The organism is Janthinobacterium sp. FT14W, assembly GCF_009208755.1.
GTDB lineage: Bacteria > Pseudomonadota > Gammaproteobacteria > Burkholderiales > Burkholderiaceae_D > Janthinobacterium > Janthinobacterium violaceinigrum.
On record NZ_WFLL01000004.1, the window covers coordinates 1 to 19,803 of the forward strand.

Genomic DNA, 19,803 nt, shown 5'->3' on the forward strand with positions numbered 1-19,803 from the left:
AATTGCTGGGTGAAGCGCTGCAGCCGGGCCCAGGCCCGCTCGTGTTCGGGGTGGGCGGCGCGCCAGGCGGCGCAGGCGTCGGCATCGGCCGCGCTGGCGTCTTCCGCCCACAGCCGCGCCATCCATTCGGCGGCGCGCTGCAGCACGGCGGGGGCGATGGGCGCGCCGCTCATGCGCCTTGCGCCATGCAGCAGGCCAGCAGCGCGCGGGCGATGTATTTTTCCACCGACGAGACGGACACGCCCAGGCGCGCGGCGATGTCCGCGTAGCCCATGCCTTCGAGCTTGCACAGCAGGAAGGCGTCGCGCACCTTGGGCGGCAGGCTGGCCAGGATGGCGTCGATTTCCAGCAGCGCCTCGACGATCAGCGCGCGCATTTCCGGCGTCGGCACGAGCGCTTCCGGCTGCGCGGCGATGGCGTCCGCGTAGGCCGCCTCGATATGCCGGCGGCGGAACAGGTCCACCACCAGGCCGTTGGCGATCTGCGCCAGGTGCTGGCGCGATTCCCCGGGTTCGGGCGCGCGGCCCCGCGAGAGGATGCGCAGATACGTGTCGTGCGCCAGGTCGGCCGCATCGAAGGCGTTGCCCAGCTTGCGGCGCAGCCAGCCCTGCAGCCAGCCATGGTGGTCGCTGTAGAGCACTTCGATTTGCCGGTGCAGTTCCAGTTCGGGGCGTGGCATGCAACCTTTCCATGCCATGTTCCGCGGGACGGCGTGGCCTTGATGCGATTGAGAATTGTTCGTATTGTAGCCCGATTGCCGCCACTTGTGGCCCGGCAGTGGCGGTCCAGCAACGCTCCCAAGCAGCCGTCAGGCGGAAATCAGCTTGATATCGGCGATTCTCTCCACCAGCCACACGGCCGCCACCACGGCGATGGCCAGCGAACCGACGGTCAGCACCTGCCGGTACAGCCAGGTCTTGCGCAGCAGCCAGGCGATGGGCAAAAAGGCGGCGACGATGGCCAGCTGGCCGATTTCCACGCCCACGTTGAAGCCGAACAGGCTGGCCAGCAGCGAGCCTTGCGGCAAGCCCAGGTCGCGCAGCACGCTGGCAAAGCCGAAACCGTGGATCAGGCCAAAGGCGAAGGCGGCCACGGGGCGCTTGCCGCGGAACAGGGGCAGCAGATTGTTCAGCGCGGCCAGGATCACGGATGCGGCGATGGCCGATTCCACCCAGCGCGACGGCAGCGACACGAGCGACAGGCTGGCCAGGGTCAGGGTGATGGAATGGGCGAGCGTGAATGCCGTGACGACTTTAAAAACGTCAATAAACGCCGCGTTCAAACCCAGATGCAAAGTCCGGGGTCGGACCCTCAGGGGGAATATGCCCCAATGGGGCACATTCCGCTCCTGGAAGGACCGACCCCGGCTCTCCGCCGTTGGGTGTAAACGGTCCGTGTCATTTGGACTTTTTAGCAGCACGGCCGGCAGCAGCAGCGACAGCAAAAACAGAATATGGTCGTAGCCGATCCAGATATGCCAGATGCCGTGTTTGACGTAGGCGCCGAACTGGGCCAGGCGGTCGGGCGCGGCCAGCGACATCGTCTGGCGCGGGCTGTCCGGGTCGAAGATGGCCGTCTGCGTGGCGCCGCCGCTGTCGATCTTGAGCAGCCCCTTGTGCTGCGGGTCCAGGTCGGCGAACAGGGTGTAGCCGATGCTTAAGGCGGCTGGCGCGGCGTTGCCGGGGCAGGCGGCCGCAAAGCGCAGCACGTTGTAGGCGCCGTCCGTGTGGCTGTCGATCAGCTGCTCGACGGCTTTCAAGGGGCACGCGCCCTGGTCGCTGGCCACCTGCAGGCGCTGCAGCGCATAGGCGGCGATGGCATCGTGGCGCGCGCGGATCTCGTCCCACGTCAGCGCGCCGTCGCCATTGCCGTCCAGGCCGATGGCGAAATCGAGGTCGCGCAGGGCGATATCCCATTGGCCCTCGATCTGCTGGCCATGCACGGCCAGGCTCAGGTAGCTGTCGCTGGGCTTGTGCGCCTGCGCGGGCGCGAGCCACGCGCACAGCAGGAACAGGCACAGGGCGAGGCGGGCGTTCACAGCACACCTGCCTTTTGCGCGGCGCTGATTTTCGCGCCATCCTGAGGACCCAGCTGCCTGACGAGGCGCTGCAGGGCCGTGTCTTCCACGCCGTTGGCGGCGATCCAGGCCAGCACGGGCCGGGCCGCGCCGTAGTTGCGCGCCGCCAGGGCCGCTTCGAGCAGGATGCGCATGTCCGGCACTTCCTTCTGGATGGCCCAGTTCTGCTGCGCCAGCTGCAGGGCAGCGGGGATATCCTGCTGCAGGAACAGGGCGAAACGGGCTTGCTCGCGCTGGTGCACGGTGTCGCCGCGCTGCATGGCGGCGCGGAAGCGGGCCGCCAGTTCCGCTTTCGCGGCCAGGAATGCCGTTTGCCGGCCGGGCAGCGCCTGCAGGGCCAGCGCATGGCGCAGCAGCAGGGCGTCGATGCGCTGCTGGTCCTGCAGCAGCTTGACGACGTCCTGCGGGCGCTGCTGGTCGAGCAGGAAGTCCGTGTAGGCGCCCAGCAGGTAGCTGTCGCGCGGCTGCTGCGCCAGCGCTTTTTTGTAGCGGGCCTCGGCCAGCGCCGTTTCGCCGCGCCGCGTGGCCATTTCCGCCAGCAGGGTCAGGGCCCAGCTTTCCAGTCCGGGCGCCGCGCCGGCGCTCCGTTGCAGGGTCAGGTCCAGCAGGCGCTCGCTGGTGGCGGCGCGGCCCGTGACGCTGGCCACGTTGGCTATGCAGGTGACGGTGACGAGCTGGGTGGTGAGCGCCGACAGGCGCGCGCAGGCGGCCGTCGCCTTCGCGTAGTCGCCCCGCACGGTGAGCACGGTGGCGCGCGTCAGCCAGGCCTGGCCATTTGCCGGCTCCTGGGCGATGACGGCGTCGAGGTCTTGCAGGGCGGGGCCGAACTGGTGGGTGCTTTGCAAAATGGTGGCGCGCAGCAGGCGCACGGGCAGGGGCGGCGCCGCCTGCCGCCACCAGGGCGCCAGCGCCGCCTGCGCATAGCCCAGGTAGCGCGGGTCCGTCTCGCTGCGCGCCAGGGCAATGTAGCGCCGGGCCAGGCCCGTGGCCAGGCCCAGGTCGCCCGGCGTGGCGTTGAGTTGCTGGCGCAGGCCGCGCAGGGCGATCTGCGTGGCATCGGCGCGGCGCGGCAGCTGTTCGATGACGGTGCCGCCATCCTTCGGCGTGTAGGGCGCGGCCCAGGCCAGCAAGGGCAGGCAGGCGCACAGCAGGGAAATCGGTGTTTTCATCGTGGACGCCGTCGACGGTGGAGTGGGGCGGCAAGGGCGGGGCGCCGGAGAACGCTGTCTCCGGCGCCCGCACTTGCTGACTGCGCGTTACAGCGGCACGGGCTCCGTATTTTCCGGAGAGGTCGCCATGATGGCGTCGATGGCGACGCCGTCCTTGTCATCGCTGGTGGTCAGGATGACGTTGCTGACGGCCACATAGAAGGCGTCGAGCAAGACCACGGGCGGGGGATTGACGCCGCCGTTATCGCCGCCGTGGCTGCTGCTGCCGCCACCGCAGCCGGCCAGCAGGGCCGTGAGCGCCAGGGCGCTGATTGCATACAGTTTTTTCATCGCGTTCTCCTGTCGGGCTTACATTTGCGGCGAACCGGCCACGGGCGTTTTCAGATAGGGGAAGCCTGCCGTGAAGAAGGTTTCGTCGAGGAAAGCGCCATCCGTGAAATGCAGGCCGCCGGCGGGTGCATCGGCCGGGGCGCAGCCGATGTTCAGGGTGCACAGCTTGCCCATGGCCACGCGCAGCACCACGTCGACCACGTCGTCGCCGGGGCGGCGGCCGTTCGGGAAGCCCGCATTGTCGCCGCCGATTACGCCCAGGCGGTTTTGCCCGCCGACGGCCGTCGGGGCGATCGAGGTATTCAGGCGCAGCATTTCAGAGGCAATCACCGTCACGGGCTGGTTCACGCCCTTGATACCAGTGAGAAAGGTGGCCACCAGGTCATTGCGGGGGAAGTTGGTAGGTGCCTTGGCGCCTGCCGAACCGAACAGCACTTCCACGAGGGCCGGCGCCGTCGGGTTGGTGACGTAGTCGGCAAATTGCGCGTCGCCCGACGGTTTGCTGGCGTTGAAGCGGTCCTTGTCCTTCAGGCCGATCACCAGCTCATTCACCAGCGGCATGCCCAGGCGCGACACCTGCACCCACGCGCCGCCTTCCTTCGAAGCCGTGGTGGTGGTCCCGGGCGCGGGATTCAGCAGGCGGCCCTGGCGCAGACTGGCCGTGGTCCAGCCGCCGATGACGGGGTCGCTGCCCGCCGTCAGGCAGGCGGTCGGCACTTCCATCTCGATGGCCGTGACGTTTTTCCGGGCCAGGTCATCCTTGGCGGCCGACTCGGCATTTGCGGCAAACTCCGTGGCGGGCGCCTTGATGTTGATCAAGTCGAATGTTTCGCCCAGGTTCACGACGAAGGGGTCCTTGCGCTGGCCCACGAACATGCGGGCCGGCGCGGCGCAGCCGGGGATGTTGACCGTGTAGACGTGCTGCGCGGCATACGCGGCATAGTTGGGGATGGCCTTGTTGCCGATGTTGTCGACGGGCTTGTCGAACGTCGTGCCGCCGCCCGTGGCATTGGTGACGCTGCTGCGGGTGCCCGTGCGGCGGTCGCCCCGCACCACGGTCACGCTGTACGTTTCGCGCACGTTCAGGCCGGCCGGGTTGACGCTATCGATGGCGCCGCCGTTGATGACGAGCGGAATCGAGACTTTCTTGCCGCCCACGGTGAACTGGCCATCCTTGATGGTGTTGGTGAAGCGGAACTGGAAGGTGAGGTCTTCCTTGCCGTCGCCATTGTTGTCGATATGGATTTCGTACAGGGCGTTTGGGTCCATGGCGAAGTAATTCGGGCCGCCATACGCATCCTGCAGGGGAATATAGTCGGCCACCAGGGTGGTATAGGCGCCGCGGCCCGCTTCATAGCTGCGGAACATATAGAAGTCGGTGGCGTCGACTTTCGGGTTTTGCGTGATGAAGGGCGCCTCGCGGTGGCTGGAAGCATGGGCGGCTGGCGCGAGGGCCAAGGTGCAGGATACGGCCAGCAGGTTGCCCAGGAGTGCGGCGCCCAGAGCGGTTTTCGAGTGATGCAAAGACATGTCGATTCTCCCTGAATTGTTGTACGCAGTGGCAGGACTTGCGGAAATTACGGGGCTGCATCACTTGTACGGGGCGCCAGCACGATCAGATTCAAATCCCCCACAATTTATTTTTTGGTAGCGGAATGAACGGCCGTCGATCGTCAGGGGCTGGCGCACGCAGTCGAATCTACGCGCGTATTGCAGGTCAGTAGGAATAAATATTTTGTGGACAAGAAAAGACAGGCCGGCGGCTGGTGGCCATAGCCTGTTGCGCTATGCCGGCGCGCATGCGGGGACCACGGCCGCGCGTGGAAATGCGTGACTTTGCGGATATGAAGTCGATAGGCGTGCAATGCCTGCTTGACGGGCGCCCCGCCTGCTGCCAGAGTGGCTTACCAGGCCAGCACTCTGGGGCCGAGGGCGGCGCCGAAGGCGGTCGGCACCAGCATGCCCAGCACATACCAGAAGCCGACGAAGCTGGCGGCCAGCTCAGGGCAGTGCAGGCAGTACACGAGGGCCGCCAGGGCGCCGGCGGCAAAACCGGCGGCCGCCCCCGCCACGCGCAGGCGCGTGGGCGCCAACTGGCGCATCAGGCGCAGCACGGCGGCCAGCAGGGGCAGCGACAGCATGGCGATCAGCAGGGGGCAGCTGCGCCAGGTGGCGCCCCAGAACAGTTCGGCGCGCTGCCCGGGCGGCGCTTCGTTCAGGATGAGGGCGCCCAGCGCCCACATCAGCAGCAGGGGCACGGCGATCAGCAGGGGCAGGGCGCGCGTGCTGGCGCCCGGCACGCACAGGCGGCGGCCGACATGCGCGGCTGCCAGGCAGAGGCAAATGACGAAACCGACCTTGATCCAGAAGTCCGGCAGCAGGGCCAGCTGTTCCAGGTTGGGCCGCACGCCCAGCAGCATGGCCATCAGCGCCACGCTGGCCAGCAGGCCCGCACCCAGGGTGGCGCCAGCGCGCCAGTACGCGCCCGGCGGCGGCGCGGCGGCCACGTCGGGGCCGCTGGCCAGCATGGCGATCAAGTCATCGGTTTTCATGGTGCAGTTCCTTCATTGCCTGTCCTTAAATTGGCTGCCAGGGCCTTCAAGCCGCGATGCACGGCCACTTTGACGCTGGCTTCCGAAATGCCCATGGCGGCTGCCGTGTCGCGCACGGACCAGCCATCGAGCTTGGTATGCGCGATGGCGTCGCGCTGCTGCGCGGGCAAGCTGGCCAGCAATTTGCCCAGGTCGCGGCTGGCTTCGGCCGCCTCCGCGTCGGCGCTGGAAAACAGTTCCTGCGTGTCATCTTCTTCGTCGTACGGCAAGTGCTGCGCTTCGCGCCGCGCATGCCGGCGCAGCCAGTCGATCAATTTGTAGCGCGCGATCGCATGGATCCACGACGTCAGCGGCACGCCCGTATCGTACGTCAGGCGCTGGTTGTGGATGGCCAGCAAGCATTCCTGCACCAGATCTTCCACCTCGTCCGGCCAGCGCTGCAGGCGCCGCCGCAGGAACGCGCGCAAATGGCCGCTGGTGGCTTGCAGGAAGCTGCGGTAGGCCGCCGCATCGCCGTCGAGCCCGCGCAGCAGCAGGCCATGCAGCCGCAATTCCGTGCCATGCAGGTGTTCGCTTACAGGTATTCGTTGCATGCAGGCCTTTGGTGACAGGCAATGAAAAAAATAAATTCAAAAAATAAATTTGAAAATAATGGAGGGCGGCTGTAACCAATCCGGCCATCGCGGCGAATTGACAGGCAAGCACGCTTCTTCATTCAATATACCGGTGAAAGACCATGGACATCAAGCACCGCCTTGCAACACTGCTTTTCCCCGTGCTGGGCACGGCCGTGGCAGCCCCGGCCATGGCGCAGCTGGCCGCCAGCCAGCGCTGCGTCGTGCAGAGCGGGCCGCAGACGGCGGCGCTGGTGGAACTGTACAGCAGCGAAGGCTGTTCCAGCTGCCCGCCGGCCGACCAGCGCCTGAACGCCTTGCGCAAGGAAGCGGGGGCGGCCAGCCTGGTCGTGCCGCTGGCCCTGCACGTCACGTACTGGGACCAGATCGGCTGGGCGGACCCGCTGGCGCAGGCGCAATTCGACGCGCGCCAGGCCGAACTGCTGCGCCACCAGCCCCGCCACGTGGCCTACACGCCCCAGTTCTTTGTGGGCGGCATGGAATTGCGCGGCTGGGATGCGCAGCTGCCGGCCGCCATCGGCCGCATCAACGCGACTGCCGCAGCCGTCAACATCGGCCTGTCCGCCACGCCGGGGCCAGGCGGAAAATTACTGCTGGAAGCCAATGCCAGCGCGCCCGATGCGCAGACGAACGGCCAGCTGTACGTGGCCATCAGCGAAAGCGCCATCGTGTCGAAAGTGCTGCGCGGCGAGAACCGGGGCGCCACCCTGCAGCACGATGCGGCCGTGCGCTTGTGGCTGGGGCCGGTTGCGCTGGCGCAAGGCCGCGCCCAGCTGCGCCGCGAAGTCAAGCTGCCCGCCAGCTGGCGCCCGGAGCAGCTGCAAGTGGTGGCCTTCGTGCAGCGGGCCGACAGCAGCGCCATCCTGCAAGCCGTCAGCACGGCGCAATGCGCGAAAGGAGTGTTGTGATGTCTGCGCCGACTGTTTCCAGCGCCGTGATCCACCCCGCCTGGCTGCGCCTCACGCACTGGCTCAATGCCGTGGCCGTGGTGCTGCTGGCCACCAGCGGCTGGCGCATCTACAACGCGGCGCCGTTCTTCCCGTTCGAGCTGCCGCGCGCGCTGACCCTGGGCGGCTGGCTGGGCGGCGCCCTGCAATGGCATTTCGCCGCCATGTGGCTGCTGGCAGGCAATGGCTTGCTGTACCTGGCGATCAACATCGCCTCGGGACGGCTGCGGCGCCAGTTCTTTCCCCTGACGCCGCGCCTGCTGCTGGCCGATTTTGCCGCCGCGCTGAAAGGCAAGCTGGCCCATGCGGACCCCCGCCATTACAACATGGTGCAGCGCGCCGCCTACCTGTTCGTCATGCTCGACTGCATCGTGCTGGTGCTGTCCGGCCTGGTGCTGTGGAAATCCGTGCAGTTTCCCGTCCTGCGCGAGCTGATGGGAGGCTACGACAGCGCGCGCCGCGTGCATTTCATCGCCATGGCGCTGCTGACGGGCTTTGTCGGCGTGCATCTGCTGATGGTGGCGCTGGTGCCGCGCACCCTGGTTGCCATGCTGCGCGGCCGCTGAAGGAAACGATCATGAAAAAAACCATCATTGTGCAAGAGCAGGGCCAGGCCATGCTGGCGGACGCCTTGCGCCAGATCAAACAGCCGTCGCGGCGTTTGTTCCTGCAGCGCAGCCTGACCCTGGGCGGCCTGTCCTTGCTGACCGGCTGCAACGTCAGCGACCCGTCCGGCATCGAGACAGCGCTGGCGGCCGTCTCGCGCTTCAACGACAAGGTGCAGGGCTGGCTGTTCGACCCGAACAAACTGGCGCCGACCTACCCGGACTCGATGATCACGCGGCCGTTTCCCTTCAACGCGTACTACGGCGAAGATGAAGTGGAAGAGGTCGATGGCGACGCCTGGCGGCTGGAATTGAGCGGCTTGATCGCCGACAGGAAGCCGTGGAGCCTGCCGCAGCTGCGCGCCTTGCCGCAGGAAACGCAGGTGACGCGCCACATCTGCGTGGAAGGCTGGAGCGCCATCGGCAAGTGGGGCGGCGTGCCGTTTTCCCACTTCCTGAAGCGGGTGGGCGCCGACACGACGGCGAAATACATCGGCTTCCAGTGCGCCGACGATTATTTCACCAGCATCGACATGGCCACGGCCCTGCATCCGCAAACCATCATGGCCCTCACGTACGACGGCCAGCCATTGCCGCCCAAGTACGGCTACCCCATGAAACTGCGCATGCCGACCAAGCTGGGCTACAAGAACCCCAAGCACATCCAGGCCATTTTCGTCACGAACACCTACCCGGGAGGGTATTGGGAGAACCAGGGCTACAACTGGTTCGGCGGTTCCTAGGAGGACGGTAAAGGCGGCCAGTGCGGTAATCGTACTGCCTGCGGCAATGCGCCTGGCCCTGAGCGCCTCCCGGCTTTCATTATTTAGCAGCAAGCGGCACCGGTAGCACGGCAACAGCTTTACCACCGGGCGATCTCGCCCATCCAACACTGAGACAAGGACATATCATGAAAACCACGACCACCACCTTCGCCGCCATCCTCGCTTCCGCCATCCTCCTGTCGGGCGCCGCGTTCGCCCAGGACGCCATGAAGAAAGACCCGATGGCCAAGGACGCCTCGGCCGACGCCATGCACAAGGACGCCATGCACAAGGATGCGATGGACAAGGATGGCATGCACAAGCCCATGGCCAAGAAGCACATGAAAAAGGATCACATGGCCAAGGATGGCATGGCGAAAGACGGCATGAAGAAGGATGAAATGAAAAAAGATGAAATGAAGAAGGATGCGATGGCCAAGGATGCGATGGCCAAATAAGCGGGCAGGCAAGGTTTCGCATGGGCAGGCGCGCCATCGTTGCACGGTGGCGCGCCTGCTGCCGCTGGGCCAGCGGCTTGTTGGTACCCATGGCAATTTGCTAAAATTGAAAACTTATTTAATAGCAATTGCTGGAGTCACGATGCCGATGCATGAAGCAAGTTTCCCATTCCGCCGTGTGGCAGCGGCGCTGGCCATCCTGCCCGGACTTGGCCAGGCGATGCCGGGCGCGGCCTGTCCGCCGCAAGTGTATCCGCAGGAAGCGCGCCGCTATGAACTCGATGGCAAGACGAGCATGCGCTTTTCCGTAGGGCAGGATGGCAAGGTGGCAACGGCGTCCGTGGCACGCAGTTCAGGGTGGAAAGTGTTGGACGATGCGGCGCTGAGCAATGTGCGCCAGTGCGTGTTCCCGGCTGATAGAACGGCCAAGGAAAATTTCAGCGTTCAATATACATGGGACCTGGACGATACCGAGCTCTTGCGTCCCTTGCTGGTACCGGGCAGCTGCCAGCCTTCCCCGCGCGTCCAGGGCTATAACAACCTCGACAAATCGACCAGCAATGACAGCGGCGTCGTGCTGCGCATGTTTATCGGCAGCGAAGGAGCCCCTGCACGCATCGTGGCTGAAGCGCCGGGCCTGCCGGCGGAACTGGTCGAGGCGGCGATTACCTATGTGCAGGGTTGCCGCTTTGCTATCGATCCTGGCGTGGGCGGCACGCGTAGCTGGAGCACGTATGGCAAGGTGCTGCTGCGCAGCCAGCCCCTGTAGTAAGCTTGCACCTTCCACATCGTTTCCCGCCGAAGTCATGACCGAACCATCCGCCGCCGTTGCCGCCGTATCGCCTCCTTCCGACAAATCCCTGCTCCGCCGCTCGCTGTTCGCCGCCTGCAGCGCGCATGCCGTGCATGACGGCTTGACGGACGTGATCTATGTACTGCTGCCCATCTGGCAGGCGCAGTTTGCCATCAGCTACGCGATGGTGGGCCTGTTGCGCGGTTCGTACTCGGGCATGATGGCCGGTTTCCAGCTGCTGGCCAGCCGCATGGCCAGGCGCTGGGGGCGCGAACGCATGCTGGTGGGCGGCACGGCGCTGGCCGGCGTTGCCTACCTGGTCGCGGGGCAGGCGGGCGGCCTGGGCGTGCTGCTGTTTGCCCTGCTGCTGGGCGGCCTGGGCGCCAGCACGCAGCATCCGCTGGCCTCGTCCATCGTCACCGACACGCACGAGGCGGGTGGCGGCGTGAAGGAAGCGCTGTCGCACTACAATTTCGCCGGCGATATCGGCAAGACCCTGATTCCCGCGCTCGTGGGCTTGCTGTTGCTGGTATGCAGCTGGCAAGCGAGCGTTTCCTTGCTGGGACTGCTGGGCCTGGCGGCGGCCGGCTTGCTGTGGTGGCTGCTGCCGAAACCGGGCGACATCCAGGCCAGCCAGAAGAAAGCAGCCAAGCCCATCGCAGGCAGCGGTTCGGCCGCCAGCTTTCGCGCCTTGCTGGCCACGGGCACCCTGGACAGCGCCGTGCGCATGGGTTTTCTCACCTTTCTGCCATTTTTATTGAAAAGCAAGGGCGCGGGCACGGCCGGCATCGGCGTGGCGCTGTCCTTGCTGTTCGTGGGCGGCGCCTTCGGCAAGCTGCTGTGCGGCTACCTGGGCGCGCGCATCGGCATGATGAAAACCGTGTGGCTGACGGAATCGATGACGTCCGTGCTCATTGTGGCGGCCCTGTGGCTGCCGCTGGCCGGCGTCATGGCCATATTGCCTTTGCTGGGGCTGGCGCTGAACGGCACTTCGTCCGTGCTGTACGGCGTGGTGCCGGAACTGGCCGCCCCCGGCAAGCGCGAGCATGCGTTTGCGCTGTTCTACACGGGCAGCATCGGCGGCGGCGCGCTGTCGCCCGTGCTGTTCGGCGCGCTGGGCGACCATACGAGCGTGCCCACGGCCCTGCTGGCGCTGGCGGCCGTATTGCTGCTGACCTTGCCGCTGGCGTGGCAAGTGCAGCGGGGACTGGCACACGGCGGCGCATCATGACTGGGACGCCGTCCATGCATCTGCCATTGCCGCGCGATAAACACGATACGCAGCAAGCGCAAGCGCTCATCGCATTGCCATGGGACGACGTTGCTCCAGCCATGCCGCAGATCCTGGAATGGGTGCAAGATGTCAATTGGCCCGTGGCCGGCGTGCTGCTGCCGTACCTGGCCGGCATCGGTCCACGCCTCGCCCCGTACGTGAAAACGGTGCTGGCCAGTGACGACGAGCAATGGAAGTACGTTGTTTTGCAGGGCATCGTGCGTCCTTCGCGGGAGCTGGCCGTTGCCGTGGACGGGGAATTGACGCGCTTCGCCCTCGCGCCGACCGCTGCCGAGCTGGCGGAAGGCGTGGCCGAGGCGGCCCGGGAGATTTTGCGGGAAAGCGTTGCCGATGGGGCATGACTTGCCCGCCAGTACTTCCATCGTCTACACTCGCCGCATGAAAAATTTTGAAAAGCGGCGCGACCGCTACGACTTGTTCCGCGCGTTTGACAATCCCCTCGTCAACATCAACTTCCAGCTGGACGTGCCGGATTTCCGGCCGTGGTGCAAGGAACGGAAAATTCCCGTGTTTCACTTTTTCCTGTTTTGCCTGCTCAATACGGTCAGGGACATCGATCAGTTCATGTACCGCATCTACCAGGGCGACGTGATCAGGATCGACGATTTCCCCGCTTCCTACACCGTCATCAACGGCGACGATAATCTCAATTACACGCGTTTTGCGATGACGGATCAGCTCGACCTGTTCATCGCGCGCAGCCTGGAAGCGAAACGCCTCGCCGAAGCGAGCTGCGCGCTGATCAATACGGGCGAGGGAGAAAGCGAGCGCGAGCAGCGCAACAATATCTTCATCACCTGTTTGCCATGGCTGGAGCTGGCGGCCATCGAACACCCGATCTACCGCCACCGCGACGCCGATATCCCGACCTTTACCTGGGGAAAATTCGGCCCCGTGCAGCAGGATGGCCGCATGCGCATACCGTTTTCCGTCCAGGCCCATCATGGCTTTGTCGACGGCTACCATGTGCAGAAACTGGCGCAGGCATTGTCGCAGCGCATCGCCGCCCTGATTGCCTAGCCTAAATAGTCGGAAGGTGCTTGCCCCAGCACGCGGCGAAACGCGGCCGTGAAGGCGCTGGGGCTGGCATAGCCGAGGTCGAGCGCGATGCGGGTGACGGCTTGTCCGTCGGCCAGCCGCGTGATGGCCGCCAGCAGACACGCTTGCTGGCGCCATTGGGCAAAGCCGAGCCCCGTCTGGGCGCGGAACTGGCGCGTAAAGGTGCGCCGGCTCATGCCCGCCCGCGCCGCCATCGCGCCCAGGTCCGTGCCCAGGCTGGGTTGCCGCAGCATTTCCATACACAGGCGCGCCAGCCGCGGTTCCTGCGGCAGGGGCGCGCTCAGGGGCAGGGGCCGGGCTGCGGCAATCTCGTCGAGCAGCAAGGCCATCAATCGTCCCGCGCGCGATTGTTCCCCGTACAAGGCATCCACGTTTACGGCTTCGGCCAGCAACTGGCGCAGCAATGGCGCCGCTTCCAGCACCTGGCAAGCGGATGGCAAGGCCGTCCCGGCGATGGCCGCTGGATCGATAAACACATTGTGCATGGTCACGGCGCCATGCATGCGCATGCCGTGCGCCAGATGGGCCGGTACCCAGCATGCCCGTTGCGGCGGCACCAGCCAATTGCCTTGCGGCGTATGCACCGTGATGACGCCCCGTGCCGCATAGGCGAATTGCCCGCGTGCATGGCTGTGGCTGGGAAATATGGCGCCAGGCGCATAGTCGCGCGCGGTGGCGATCAAGGCGCGCGGCACTTCCGTATAAAAATCATCCATGGCCCACACTCTATAGTATTTGACCTGCTGGCGAAAGCGGGCCGCCGGATGAACGCTTACCATCGGCTCTTTGTCGGGAGCGAGCATGATCAATACCTATCACCGCGTGGGCCATGGTCCGCACGCCGTCATCGTCCTGCACGGCTGGTTTGGCGATGCGCACGCGTTTGCGCCCATGGAAGCGGCCCTCGATGGCGGCGCTTTCAGCTATGTCTTCATGGATTGCCGCGGCTACGGCGGCATGCGCGGCGCGGCCGGCGACTATTCGCTGGACGAAGTGGCCCGCGATGCGCTGGCGCTGGCCGATGCACTGGGCTTTGCCACCTTCAGCGTGGTGGGCCATTCCATGGGCGGCATGGCGCTGGAAAGGCTGGCCTTGCTGGCGCCCTTGCGCTTGCGCAAGCTGGTGGCCGTGGCGCCCGTGCCCAGCTGCGGCGTGGCGCTGGACGGGGCGGCCCGGCAACTGTTCCTCGACGCCAGCGCGAACGTGGATGCGCGGCGCGCCATCATCGATCGCAGCACGGGCGGGCGCTTGCCCGCCACCTGGCTGGATTGGAAGGCGCAATACTCGTGGGAAAGTTCGGACCAGGCTGCGTTTGCCGCCTATTTCCTGGCGTGGAGCGGGACGGATTTCAGCGGGGAAGTCATGCGGGCGGCCTGTGCGTTGCCCTTGCTGGCGCTGGTGGGGCAGCACGACCCCCGTTTCGACGGGGACCTGATGCGCCGCACGTATCTGGCGTGGTACCCGCAGGCCAGGCTGGTGGTGCTGGCCAATGCGGGACACTATCCGATGAATGAAACGCCGCTGGCCCTGGCGGCCAGCATCGAGGCGTTCTTGCTTGAAAAAGATTAGTTACGCCGCCTTGGCGCGCAGGCGCAGCAGGCTCAGGCCCAGCAGCACGAAGGCGCCGCCGCAGATGCGGTTGAACAGCCTGGCCCGTCCCGGCGTGGCCAGCTGGGTTTTCAGCAGGCGCGCCAGGTTGGCGTAGAACAGGTGGGCCAGCATGGCGCAGGCGACGAACGAGGTCGTCAGCACGGTGAACTGGATGGCCACGGGCTCGCCCGGCGTGATGAATTGCGGGAACAGGGCCGAGAAGAACAGGATGGCCTTGGGATTCGTCAGCGCCACCGTCAAGCCCTGGCGGAACAGTTTCCAGAACGAATTCGGATTCGCCGCGCCTGGTACCACGGGCGCGTCGGCCACGATGCTGGTCTTGCTGCGCCATTGCTTGATGCCCAGGTACACCAGGTACAGGGCGCCGGCCAGTTTCAGCAGCATGAAGGCCGTGGCCGAGGTGGCCAGCACGATGCCCATGCCGGCCATGGCCACGCCGGAAATGATGAACAGGCCAAAACCATTGCCCATGCTGCTGATCATGGCGCGGCGGGGGCCGACGGCGATGGCGTTCGAGATGGCCAGCAGGACGGCCGGGCCGGGAGAAAACGTGACGAGCAGGGCAACGCTGCAGAAAAGCAGCCAGTTCGAGAGATGCATGGGTGTTCCTGGGTGGGGCCGGGGCCGGATTGAGAGTCAAAACACGCTTATTGTACGAAGTTTTCGACTCCCTTGCCGGCGGCCCCGGCTGGCGGAAATCCCGTCTTGCCCCAACTCAGGCAAACAGGCTGGCCACCACATGGTTGATGGCCGCGCCGCCGGCGATCAGCCAGCAGAACAGCAGGCCTGCCAGCAGCAGGGGCTTGATGCCGGCGCGGCGGATGGCCGACATGTGCGTCGTCAAGCCCAGGGCCGCCATGGCCATGGCCAGCAGGGCCGTGTCGATATCGGTGATGGTGGCCACCACGGGGGCCGGCAGCCAGCCCAGCGAATTGAAGGCCACCACGCCGATGAAGATGAAGGCAAACCACGGGATGGCCAGCTTGGCCGCCTTGTCTTGGCCGCCAGCCTTGGCCTTGCCGCGCGCCAGCACGGCCGACAGGATGACGAGGAAGGGCGCCAGCATCATCACGCGCACCATCTTGGCGATCACGGCGGCATTTGCCGCTTCCTGCCCCACCGATTTGCCGGCCGCCACCACTTGCGCCACTTCATGCACGGTCGAGCCGATGTACACGCCAAACGCGGCGGGCGTGGCCGCCAGCACGTGCCAGCCCTGGTTCAGCTGGTACAGCAGGGGGTACAGGAAGATGGCGATGGTGCCGAAGACGACGACGGTGGAGACGGCCACGGTGACGTCTTCGCTGCGCCCCTTGACGACGGGTTCCGTCGCCATCACGGCGGCCGCGCCGCAGATCGAGCTGCCCGCGCCGATCAGGATGGCGCTGTTGCGTTCCAGCTTGAACACCTTGGTGCCGAGGAACATGGCCAGGCCAAACGTGGAGGTCAGCACCAGCGCGTCGATGGCGATGCCGGCCAGGCCCACCTGGCCGATATCCTGGAAGGTCAGGCGGAAGCCGTACAGGATGATACCAAGGCGCAATAATGTCTGCTTGGAAAACGCCACGCCGGCGCCGCACGTGGGCGCCAGGCGCGCATACACGCTGTTGCCCAGCACAATGCCCAGCATGATGGCCAGGGTCAGCGCGCTCATGCCGTGGCTTTGCATCCATTCCAGCTTGCCCAGCGCGATGGCGCCATAGGCGATGACGCCGCTCAGCAGCAGGCCCGGCAGCAACCGGCCGTAGCGGTCGCTGAAACTGTTTGTATTGGTGGTTGAGAGGGAAGACATGCCGTACTCCATGGTTCTTGGTTCGTATGGCATGACTGTACAGTTCGCTCATTAAATGGTAAAACGGATTGTTCTTGTATGTTTAACCGATCTAATAGGTAGATGAGATGGCCTTGACCTTGCGGCAATTGCAGATTTTCCTGGCCGTGGCGGACACGGGCAGCACCAGTGCGGCGGGCGAGCGCATTGCGCTGTCGCAATCGGCCACCAGCGCGGCCCTGAACGAACTGGAGGCCTTGCTCGGTGCGCAACTGTTCGACCGGGTGGGCAAGCGACTGCTGCTCAACGACAATGGCCGATTATTATTGCCGCAGGCGCGGCAGATGCGCGACGGGGCCGCCAGCATCGAGCGCCAGTTCGCGGGCGCCGACCCGTCCGTGCCCGTCAGCCTGCAGATCGGCGCCAGCACCACCATCGGCATCTATCTGCTGCCGCACATCCTGGCGCAGGCGGCGCAGCAGTACGGACGCAGCATTCCGCAGGTGACGATTGCCAACACGGCAGATATCGCGGCGGCCGTGGCGGAGTTCCGTGTCGATATCGGCCTGATCGAAGGGCCGTGCCACGAAGCGGGTTTGCTGGTGGAGCCGTGGCTGACGGACCAGATGCTGATCGTGGCCGCGCCCACGCACCCGCTGGCGCAGCTGCGCCACCTGCTCAGTTTTACGGAGCTGAACCAGGCGGGCTGGCTGCTGCGCGAAGCGGGCTCGGGCACGCGTGAAGCCGTGGAGCAGGCGCTGGTGCCGTATTTGCACTACCTGCGCGCGGCAGGCGAGTTCAGCAACTCGGAAGCGATCAAGTATGGCGCGGCGGCGGGGTTGGGCATCGCTTGCCTGTCGCGCGTGGTGGTGGCCGATCTGCTGGCCAGCGGGCAACTGGTGGAGCTGGAAACCATGTTGCCGCCCCTGGTGCGCAACTTTTATCTGATCCGCCAGTCCAAGAAGATTCTCTCGCCCCGCTTGACGGGTTTCCTGGAGCTGTGCCGCCACGCGTCGCGCATGGCGGGGTAGCGCTCAAACCGCTTGACTGCTTTCCATATTGGGAATAAATTCCCATATATGGAAAATTCAACACTCACAGAGCACGATACGGAACAGCGGCTGGCGGCGCGCCTGAAACAGTTGCGCGTGGAGCGGGGCTGGTCGCTGGACCAGCTGGCCAGTGCCAGCCAGGTCAGCCGCGCGACATTATCCCGCCTGGAAAATGGCGAGGTCAGTCCCACCACCAACGTGCTGGGCAAGCTGTGCGCCGCGTATGGCCTGGCCATGTCGCGCCTGATGCGCATGGTGGAAGACGATTTCGCGCCCCTCGTGCGGCGGGCACAGCAAAGCGTGTGGACGGACCCGGACACGGGCTTCATCCGCCGTTCCGTCTCGCCGCCCGCTCGCGCCCTGGCCGGCGAAGCGCTCGAATGCGAGCTGGGCGCGGGCGTGACGATCGCCTATGCGGCCTCGCCCCGGCCCGGCATGGAACACCATCTGTTACTGCAGGAAGGCTTGCTGACCGTGACGGCCGATGGCCGCTCCCACGCCTTGCAGGCCGGCGATTGCCTGCGCTACCAGCTGCAGGGCGCCAGCACGTTTGTCACGCCGCCCGGCAGCGGCGCCCGTTATTTTCTGTTCATCGTCTGAGGTTGCCATGCCCCCATCGTTAAGTCTTTATACACCCGCCGATATCCGTGCGCGGCTGCCGGAACTGGGCGCCTTGCTGCAGGACTGCGTGCTCGACGGCGCCAGCATCGGCTTCATCTTGCCGTTCGACGGGGCGGCCAGCCAGGCGTTCTGGACGGACAATGTGCTGCCCGCCGTGACGCGGGGCGCGCGCCTGCTGCTGGTGGCGGAGGTGGAAGGGAAGGTGGCGGGCGCCGTGCAGCTGGACTGGGACACCAATCCCAACCAGGCGCACCGGGCCGAGGTGCGCAAGCTGCTGGTCGCGCCCGCCTTCCGCCGGCGCGGCATCGCCCGCTTGCTGATGCAGGCGCTGGAAGGGCAGGCGCGCCAGCTGCCGCGCAGCCTGCTGACCCTGGACACGCGCAGCAGCGACCACGCGGAAGCGCTGTACTTGTCGCTGGGCTATGTGGCGGCGGGCAGCATTCCCGCGTATGCGCTGGCGCCGGCGGGCGACCGGCTGGACGCCACCACCATCCTGTACAAGCAGTTATAAGGCAGTGTCACAAGCAGCTTCACTCAAGGTAAATCGGGAACTCAGGCTTTCAGGCGCGCTCTAACCACAGGAGGGCGCAGGCGTGCCGATGCAGGTGCCGCCCTGTCCTGCGTCGCGCCTTGCGCGGCGACGAGGCTGATGGCCGGTGCCGCGTGCATGGGCGCCACTTCATTGCCCAAGGTGAAGATGCCCACCGTGCCCGATAACTGCTGGGCGCGCTGCTGCATGCTGGCCGCCGCCGTCGACGCCTGTTCTACCAGCGCAGCGTTTTGTTGCGTCACATGTTCCATCTGCACGATGGCGGCATTGACTTGCTCGATGCCGGACAATTGCTCGCCGCTGGCCACGCTGATCTCGCCCATGATGTCCGTCACGCGGTGCACGCTGGCCACGATTTCGCGCATGGTGGCGCCCGCCGTGTCGACCAGGCGCGCGCCTGCGTCGACCCGTTCGACGGAGTCGCCGATCAATTGCTTGATTTCCCGCGCCGCGCCGGCCGAACGCTGTGCCAGGGTGCGCACCTCGGCGGCCACGACGGCAAAGCCCCGTCCCTGTTCGCCCGCCCGTGCCGCTTCCACGGCCGCATTCAGGGCCAGGATATTCGTCTGGAAGGCGATGGCGTCGATGACGCCGATGATATCGACGATTTTTTTCGACGAGGCATTGATCGAGCTCATGGTATCGACCACTTCGGCCACTACCTTGCCCCCTTTGCCGGCCACGTCGGCGGCCGACTGGGCCAGCTGGTTGGCTTGCCGCGCATTGTCCGCATTTTGCTTGACGGTACCCGTCAGTTCTTCCATCGAGGCGGCCGTCCGCTCCAGCGAACTGGCTTGCGCCTGCGTGCGCTGCGACAGGTCCAGGTTGCCGGCGGCGATTTCACCGGAGGCGCCCGCGATATCGTGCGTGCCGCCGCGCACGTCGCCCACGATATGGATCAAGCTGGCATTCATGTCTTTCAGCGCCTGCAGCAGCTGTCCCACCTCGTCGGCGGATTCGACGCGGATATTGCCGCTCAGGTCGCCGCCGGCCACCTTGCGCGCCACCTTGACGGCGTGCCGCAGGGGCCGCACGATGCCGCTGCTGATGAACCATGCCGTGGCCAGGCTCAGCACGCCGCCTGCCAGTCCCAGCGCAATGATCAGCACGCTGGTATTGTGGGCGCGGGCCATGGCGGCATCGGCTGCCGCGCGCATCTGCGCCGATTGCGCCGCGATCTGCTGGTCGAGCGCCTGCATGGCCGGTGCCGCCTGGGCTTGCAGCGTATTGCGTTGTGCCTGCAATTGCTCGATGCGCGCATACCGCTGGTTCACGCTGCTGTCGATTTCCCCGCTCACCGTGGCCAGTTGCCACGTGCTGATGGTGACGACTACCGCCAGCAACAGCGATGCCAGCAAAAAACCCGTTGTCAGGCGTACCCCGATGCGTATGTTTGAAATATTCATGTCCCCTCGGCTGTTGTCCCATGGTGGCCGCTTGCCATGCCAGGTGCATGATGCGGCGCTGTTGCCCCTGACGTTGCTGGGGTGAAATGAGTGTAGCAGTGCGGTACTA

Annotated in this window: 24 protein-coding genes; 12 read left to right on the plus strand and 12 right to left on the minus strand. The window is 65.7% G+C overall.

Annotation, left to right across the window (positions count from 1 at the left end):
• The 8 genes from GCN74_RS04525 to GCN74_RS04560 all read right to left on the minus strand — a co-directional run.
• Nucleotides 1–173, minus strand: a 173-nt coding sequence (locus tag GCN74_RS04525; RefSeq protein WP_152255535.1) for a DUF4880 domain-containing protein, incomplete at its 3' end; no start/stop codon positions are given.
• Nucleotides 170–679: a sigma-70 family RNA polymerase sigma factor gene (locus GCN74_RS04530; protein ID WP_152255536.1), complete on the minus strand. Its 510-nt coding sequence runs from the start codon at nt 677–679 to the stop codon at nt 170–172. The genes GCN74_RS04525 and GCN74_RS04530, both read right to left, overlap by 4 nt.
• A gap of 129 nt (nt 680–808) precedes the next feature.
• Nucleotides 809–2,038 (minus strand): HupE/UreJ family protein, encoded by a 1,230-nt coding sequence (locus GCN74_RS29180; protein WP_226938863.1) that lies wholly within the window; start codon nt 2,036–2,038, stop codon nt 809–811.
• Nucleotides 2,035–3,246: a hypothetical protein gene (locus tag GCN74_RS04540; protein ID WP_152255537.1), complete on the minus strand. Its 1,212-nt coding sequence runs from the start codon at nt 3,244–3,246 to the stop codon at nt 2,035–2,037. The genes GCN74_RS29180 and GCN74_RS04540 overlap by 4 nt, the downstream gene beginning before the upstream one ends.
• An 87-nt stretch (nt 3,247–3,333) precedes the next feature.
• Nucleotides 3,334–3,576 carry a hypothetical protein gene (locus tag GCN74_RS04545; protein WP_152255538.1) on the minus strand — a complete coding sequence of 81 codons (243 nt, stop codon included), beginning with the start codon at nt 3,574–3,576 and terminating at the stop codon, nt 3,334–3,336.
• 18 nt (nt 3,577–3,594) lie between these two features.
• Complete coding sequence (locus GCN74_RS04550; protein ID WP_152255539.1) at nt 3,595–5,106, minus strand: DUF4331 domain-containing protein; 1,512 nt, start codon at nt 5,104–5,106, stop codon at nt 3,595–3,597.
• Between the two features lie 374 nt (nt 5,107–5,480).
• Nucleotides 5,481–6,128, minus strand: a complete 648-nt coding sequence (locus GCN74_RS04555; protein ID WP_152255540.1) for an NrsF family protein — start codon at nt 6,126–6,128, stop codon at nt 5,481–5,483.
• Complete coding sequence (locus GCN74_RS04560) at nt 6,125–6,721, minus strand: sigma-70 family RNA polymerase sigma factor (protein WP_152255541.1); 597 nt, start codon at nt 6,719–6,721, stop codon at nt 6,125–6,127. Before GCN74_RS04560 ends, GCN74_RS04555 begins: the two co-directional genes overlap by 4 nt.
• Nucleotides 6,722–6,864: 143 nt before the next feature.
• On the opposite strand from GCN74_RS04560, the gene GCN74_RS04565 reads away from it, so the two are divergent.
• From GCN74_RS04565 to GCN74_RS04600, 8 genes are all read left to right on the plus strand, one after another.
• Nucleotides 6,865–7,671 carry a DUF1223 domain-containing protein gene (locus GCN74_RS04565; protein WP_152255542.1) on the plus strand — a complete coding sequence of 269 codons (807 nt, stop codon included), beginning with the start codon at nt 6,865–6,867 and terminating at the stop codon, nt 7,669–7,671.
• Nucleotides 7,671–8,276 (plus strand): cytochrome b/b6 domain-containing protein, encoded by a 606-nt coding sequence (locus GCN74_RS04570; RefSeq protein WP_152255543.1) that lies wholly within the window; start codon nt 7,671–7,673, stop codon nt 8,274–8,276. The genes GCN74_RS04565 and GCN74_RS04570 overlap by 1 nt, the downstream gene beginning before the upstream one ends.
• Nucleotides 8,277–8,326: 50 nt before the next feature.
• Nucleotides 8,327–9,058 (plus strand): molybdopterin-dependent oxidoreductase, encoded by a 732-nt coding sequence (locus GCN74_RS04575; protein WP_413541526.1) that lies wholly within the window; start codon nt 8,327–8,329, stop codon nt 9,056–9,058.
• Between the two features lie 167 nt (nt 9,059–9,225).
• On the plus strand, nt 9,226–9,537 hold the full coding sequence (locus GCN74_RS04580) for a pentapeptide MXKDX repeat protein (RefSeq protein ID WP_193316964.1): 312 nt from the start codon (nt 9,226–9,228) through the stop codon (nt 9,535–9,537).
• 142 nt (nt 9,538–9,679) lie between these two features.
• A complete protein-coding gene (locus GCN74_RS04585) occupies nt 9,680–10,306 on the plus strand; it encodes an energy transducer TonB (protein ID WP_193316965.1) in 627 nt (208 codons plus the stop codon).
• Between the two features lie 37 nt (nt 10,307–10,343).
• Nucleotides 10,344–11,561 carry an MFS transporter gene (locus GCN74_RS04590; RefSeq protein ID WP_152255547.1) on the plus strand — a complete coding sequence of 406 codons (1,218 nt, stop codon included), beginning with the start codon at nt 10,344–10,346 and terminating at the stop codon, nt 11,559–11,561.
• 14 nt (nt 11,562–11,575) lie between these two features.
• Entirely contained in the window at nt 11,576–11,965 is a 390-nt protein-coding gene (locus GCN74_RS04595) for a DUF5071 domain-containing protein (protein ID WP_193316966.1), read from the plus strand.
• 37 nt (nt 11,966–12,002) lie between these two features.
• On the plus strand, nt 12,003–12,644 hold the full coding sequence (locus GCN74_RS04600; protein WP_152255549.1) for a CatA-like O-acetyltransferase: 642 nt from the start codon (nt 12,003–12,005) through the stop codon (nt 12,642–12,644).
• Here the strand turns inward: GCN74_RS04600 and GCN74_RS04605 are convergent.
• Complete coding sequence (locus GCN74_RS04605) at nt 12,641–13,399, minus strand: AraC family transcriptional regulator (RefSeq protein WP_152255550.1); 759 nt, start codon at nt 13,397–13,399, stop codon at nt 12,641–12,643. The genes GCN74_RS04600 and GCN74_RS04605 overlap by 4 nt on opposite strands.
• An 85-nt stretch (nt 13,400–13,484) precedes the next feature.
• On the opposite strand from GCN74_RS04605, the gene GCN74_RS04610 reads away from it, so the two are divergent.
• Complete coding sequence (locus GCN74_RS04610) at nt 13,485–14,252, plus strand: alpha/beta fold hydrolase (protein WP_152255551.1); 768 nt, start codon at nt 13,485–13,487, stop codon at nt 14,250–14,252.
• Here GCN74_RS04610 and GCN74_RS04615 read toward each other — a convergent pair whose 3' ends face one another.
• Together GCN74_RS04615 and GCN74_RS04620 are read right to left on the minus strand one after the other, a co-directional pair.
• Nucleotides 14,253–14,894, minus strand: a complete 642-nt coding sequence (locus GCN74_RS04615) for a LysE family translocator (protein WP_152255552.1) — start codon at nt 14,892–14,894, stop codon at nt 14,253–14,255.
• A gap of 115 nt (nt 14,895–15,009) precedes the next feature.
• Entirely contained in the window at nt 15,010–16,086 is a 1,077-nt protein-coding gene (locus GCN74_RS04620) for a YeiH family protein (RefSeq protein ID WP_226938864.1), read from the minus strand.
• A 107-nt stretch (nt 16,087–16,193) separates the two neighbouring features.
• On the opposite strand from GCN74_RS04620, the gene GCN74_RS04625 reads away from it, so the two are divergent.
• From GCN74_RS04625 to GCN74_RS04635, 3 genes are read left to right on the plus strand one after another with little or no spacing between them, the layout of a single operon-like run.
• Complete coding sequence (locus tag GCN74_RS04625) at nt 16,194–17,096, plus strand: LysR family transcriptional regulator (RefSeq protein WP_152255554.1); 903 nt, start codon at nt 16,194–16,196, stop codon at nt 17,094–17,096.
• A 48-nt stretch (nt 17,097–17,144) separates the two neighbouring features.
• On the plus strand, nt 17,145–17,717 hold the full coding sequence (locus tag GCN74_RS04630; protein WP_152255555.1) for a helix-turn-helix domain-containing protein: 573 nt from the start codon (nt 17,145–17,147) through the stop codon (nt 17,715–17,717).
• A 7-nt stretch (nt 17,718–17,724) separates the two neighbouring features.
• Nucleotides 17,725–18,249 carry a GNAT family N-acetyltransferase gene (locus tag GCN74_RS04635; RefSeq protein WP_152255556.1) on the plus strand — a complete coding sequence of 175 codons (525 nt, stop codon included), beginning with the start codon at nt 17,725–17,727 and terminating at the stop codon, nt 18,247–18,249.
• 41 nt (nt 18,250–18,290) lie between these two features.
• On the opposite strand, the gene GCN74_RS04640 is transcribed toward GCN74_RS04635, so the two are convergent.
• Nucleotides 18,291–19,694 carry a methyl-accepting chemotaxis protein gene (locus tag GCN74_RS04640; protein WP_152255557.1) on the minus strand — a complete coding sequence of 468 codons (1,404 nt, stop codon included), beginning with the start codon at nt 19,692–19,694 and terminating at the stop codon, nt 18,291–18,293.
• Between the last annotated feature and the right edge of the window lie 109 nt (nt 19,695–19,803).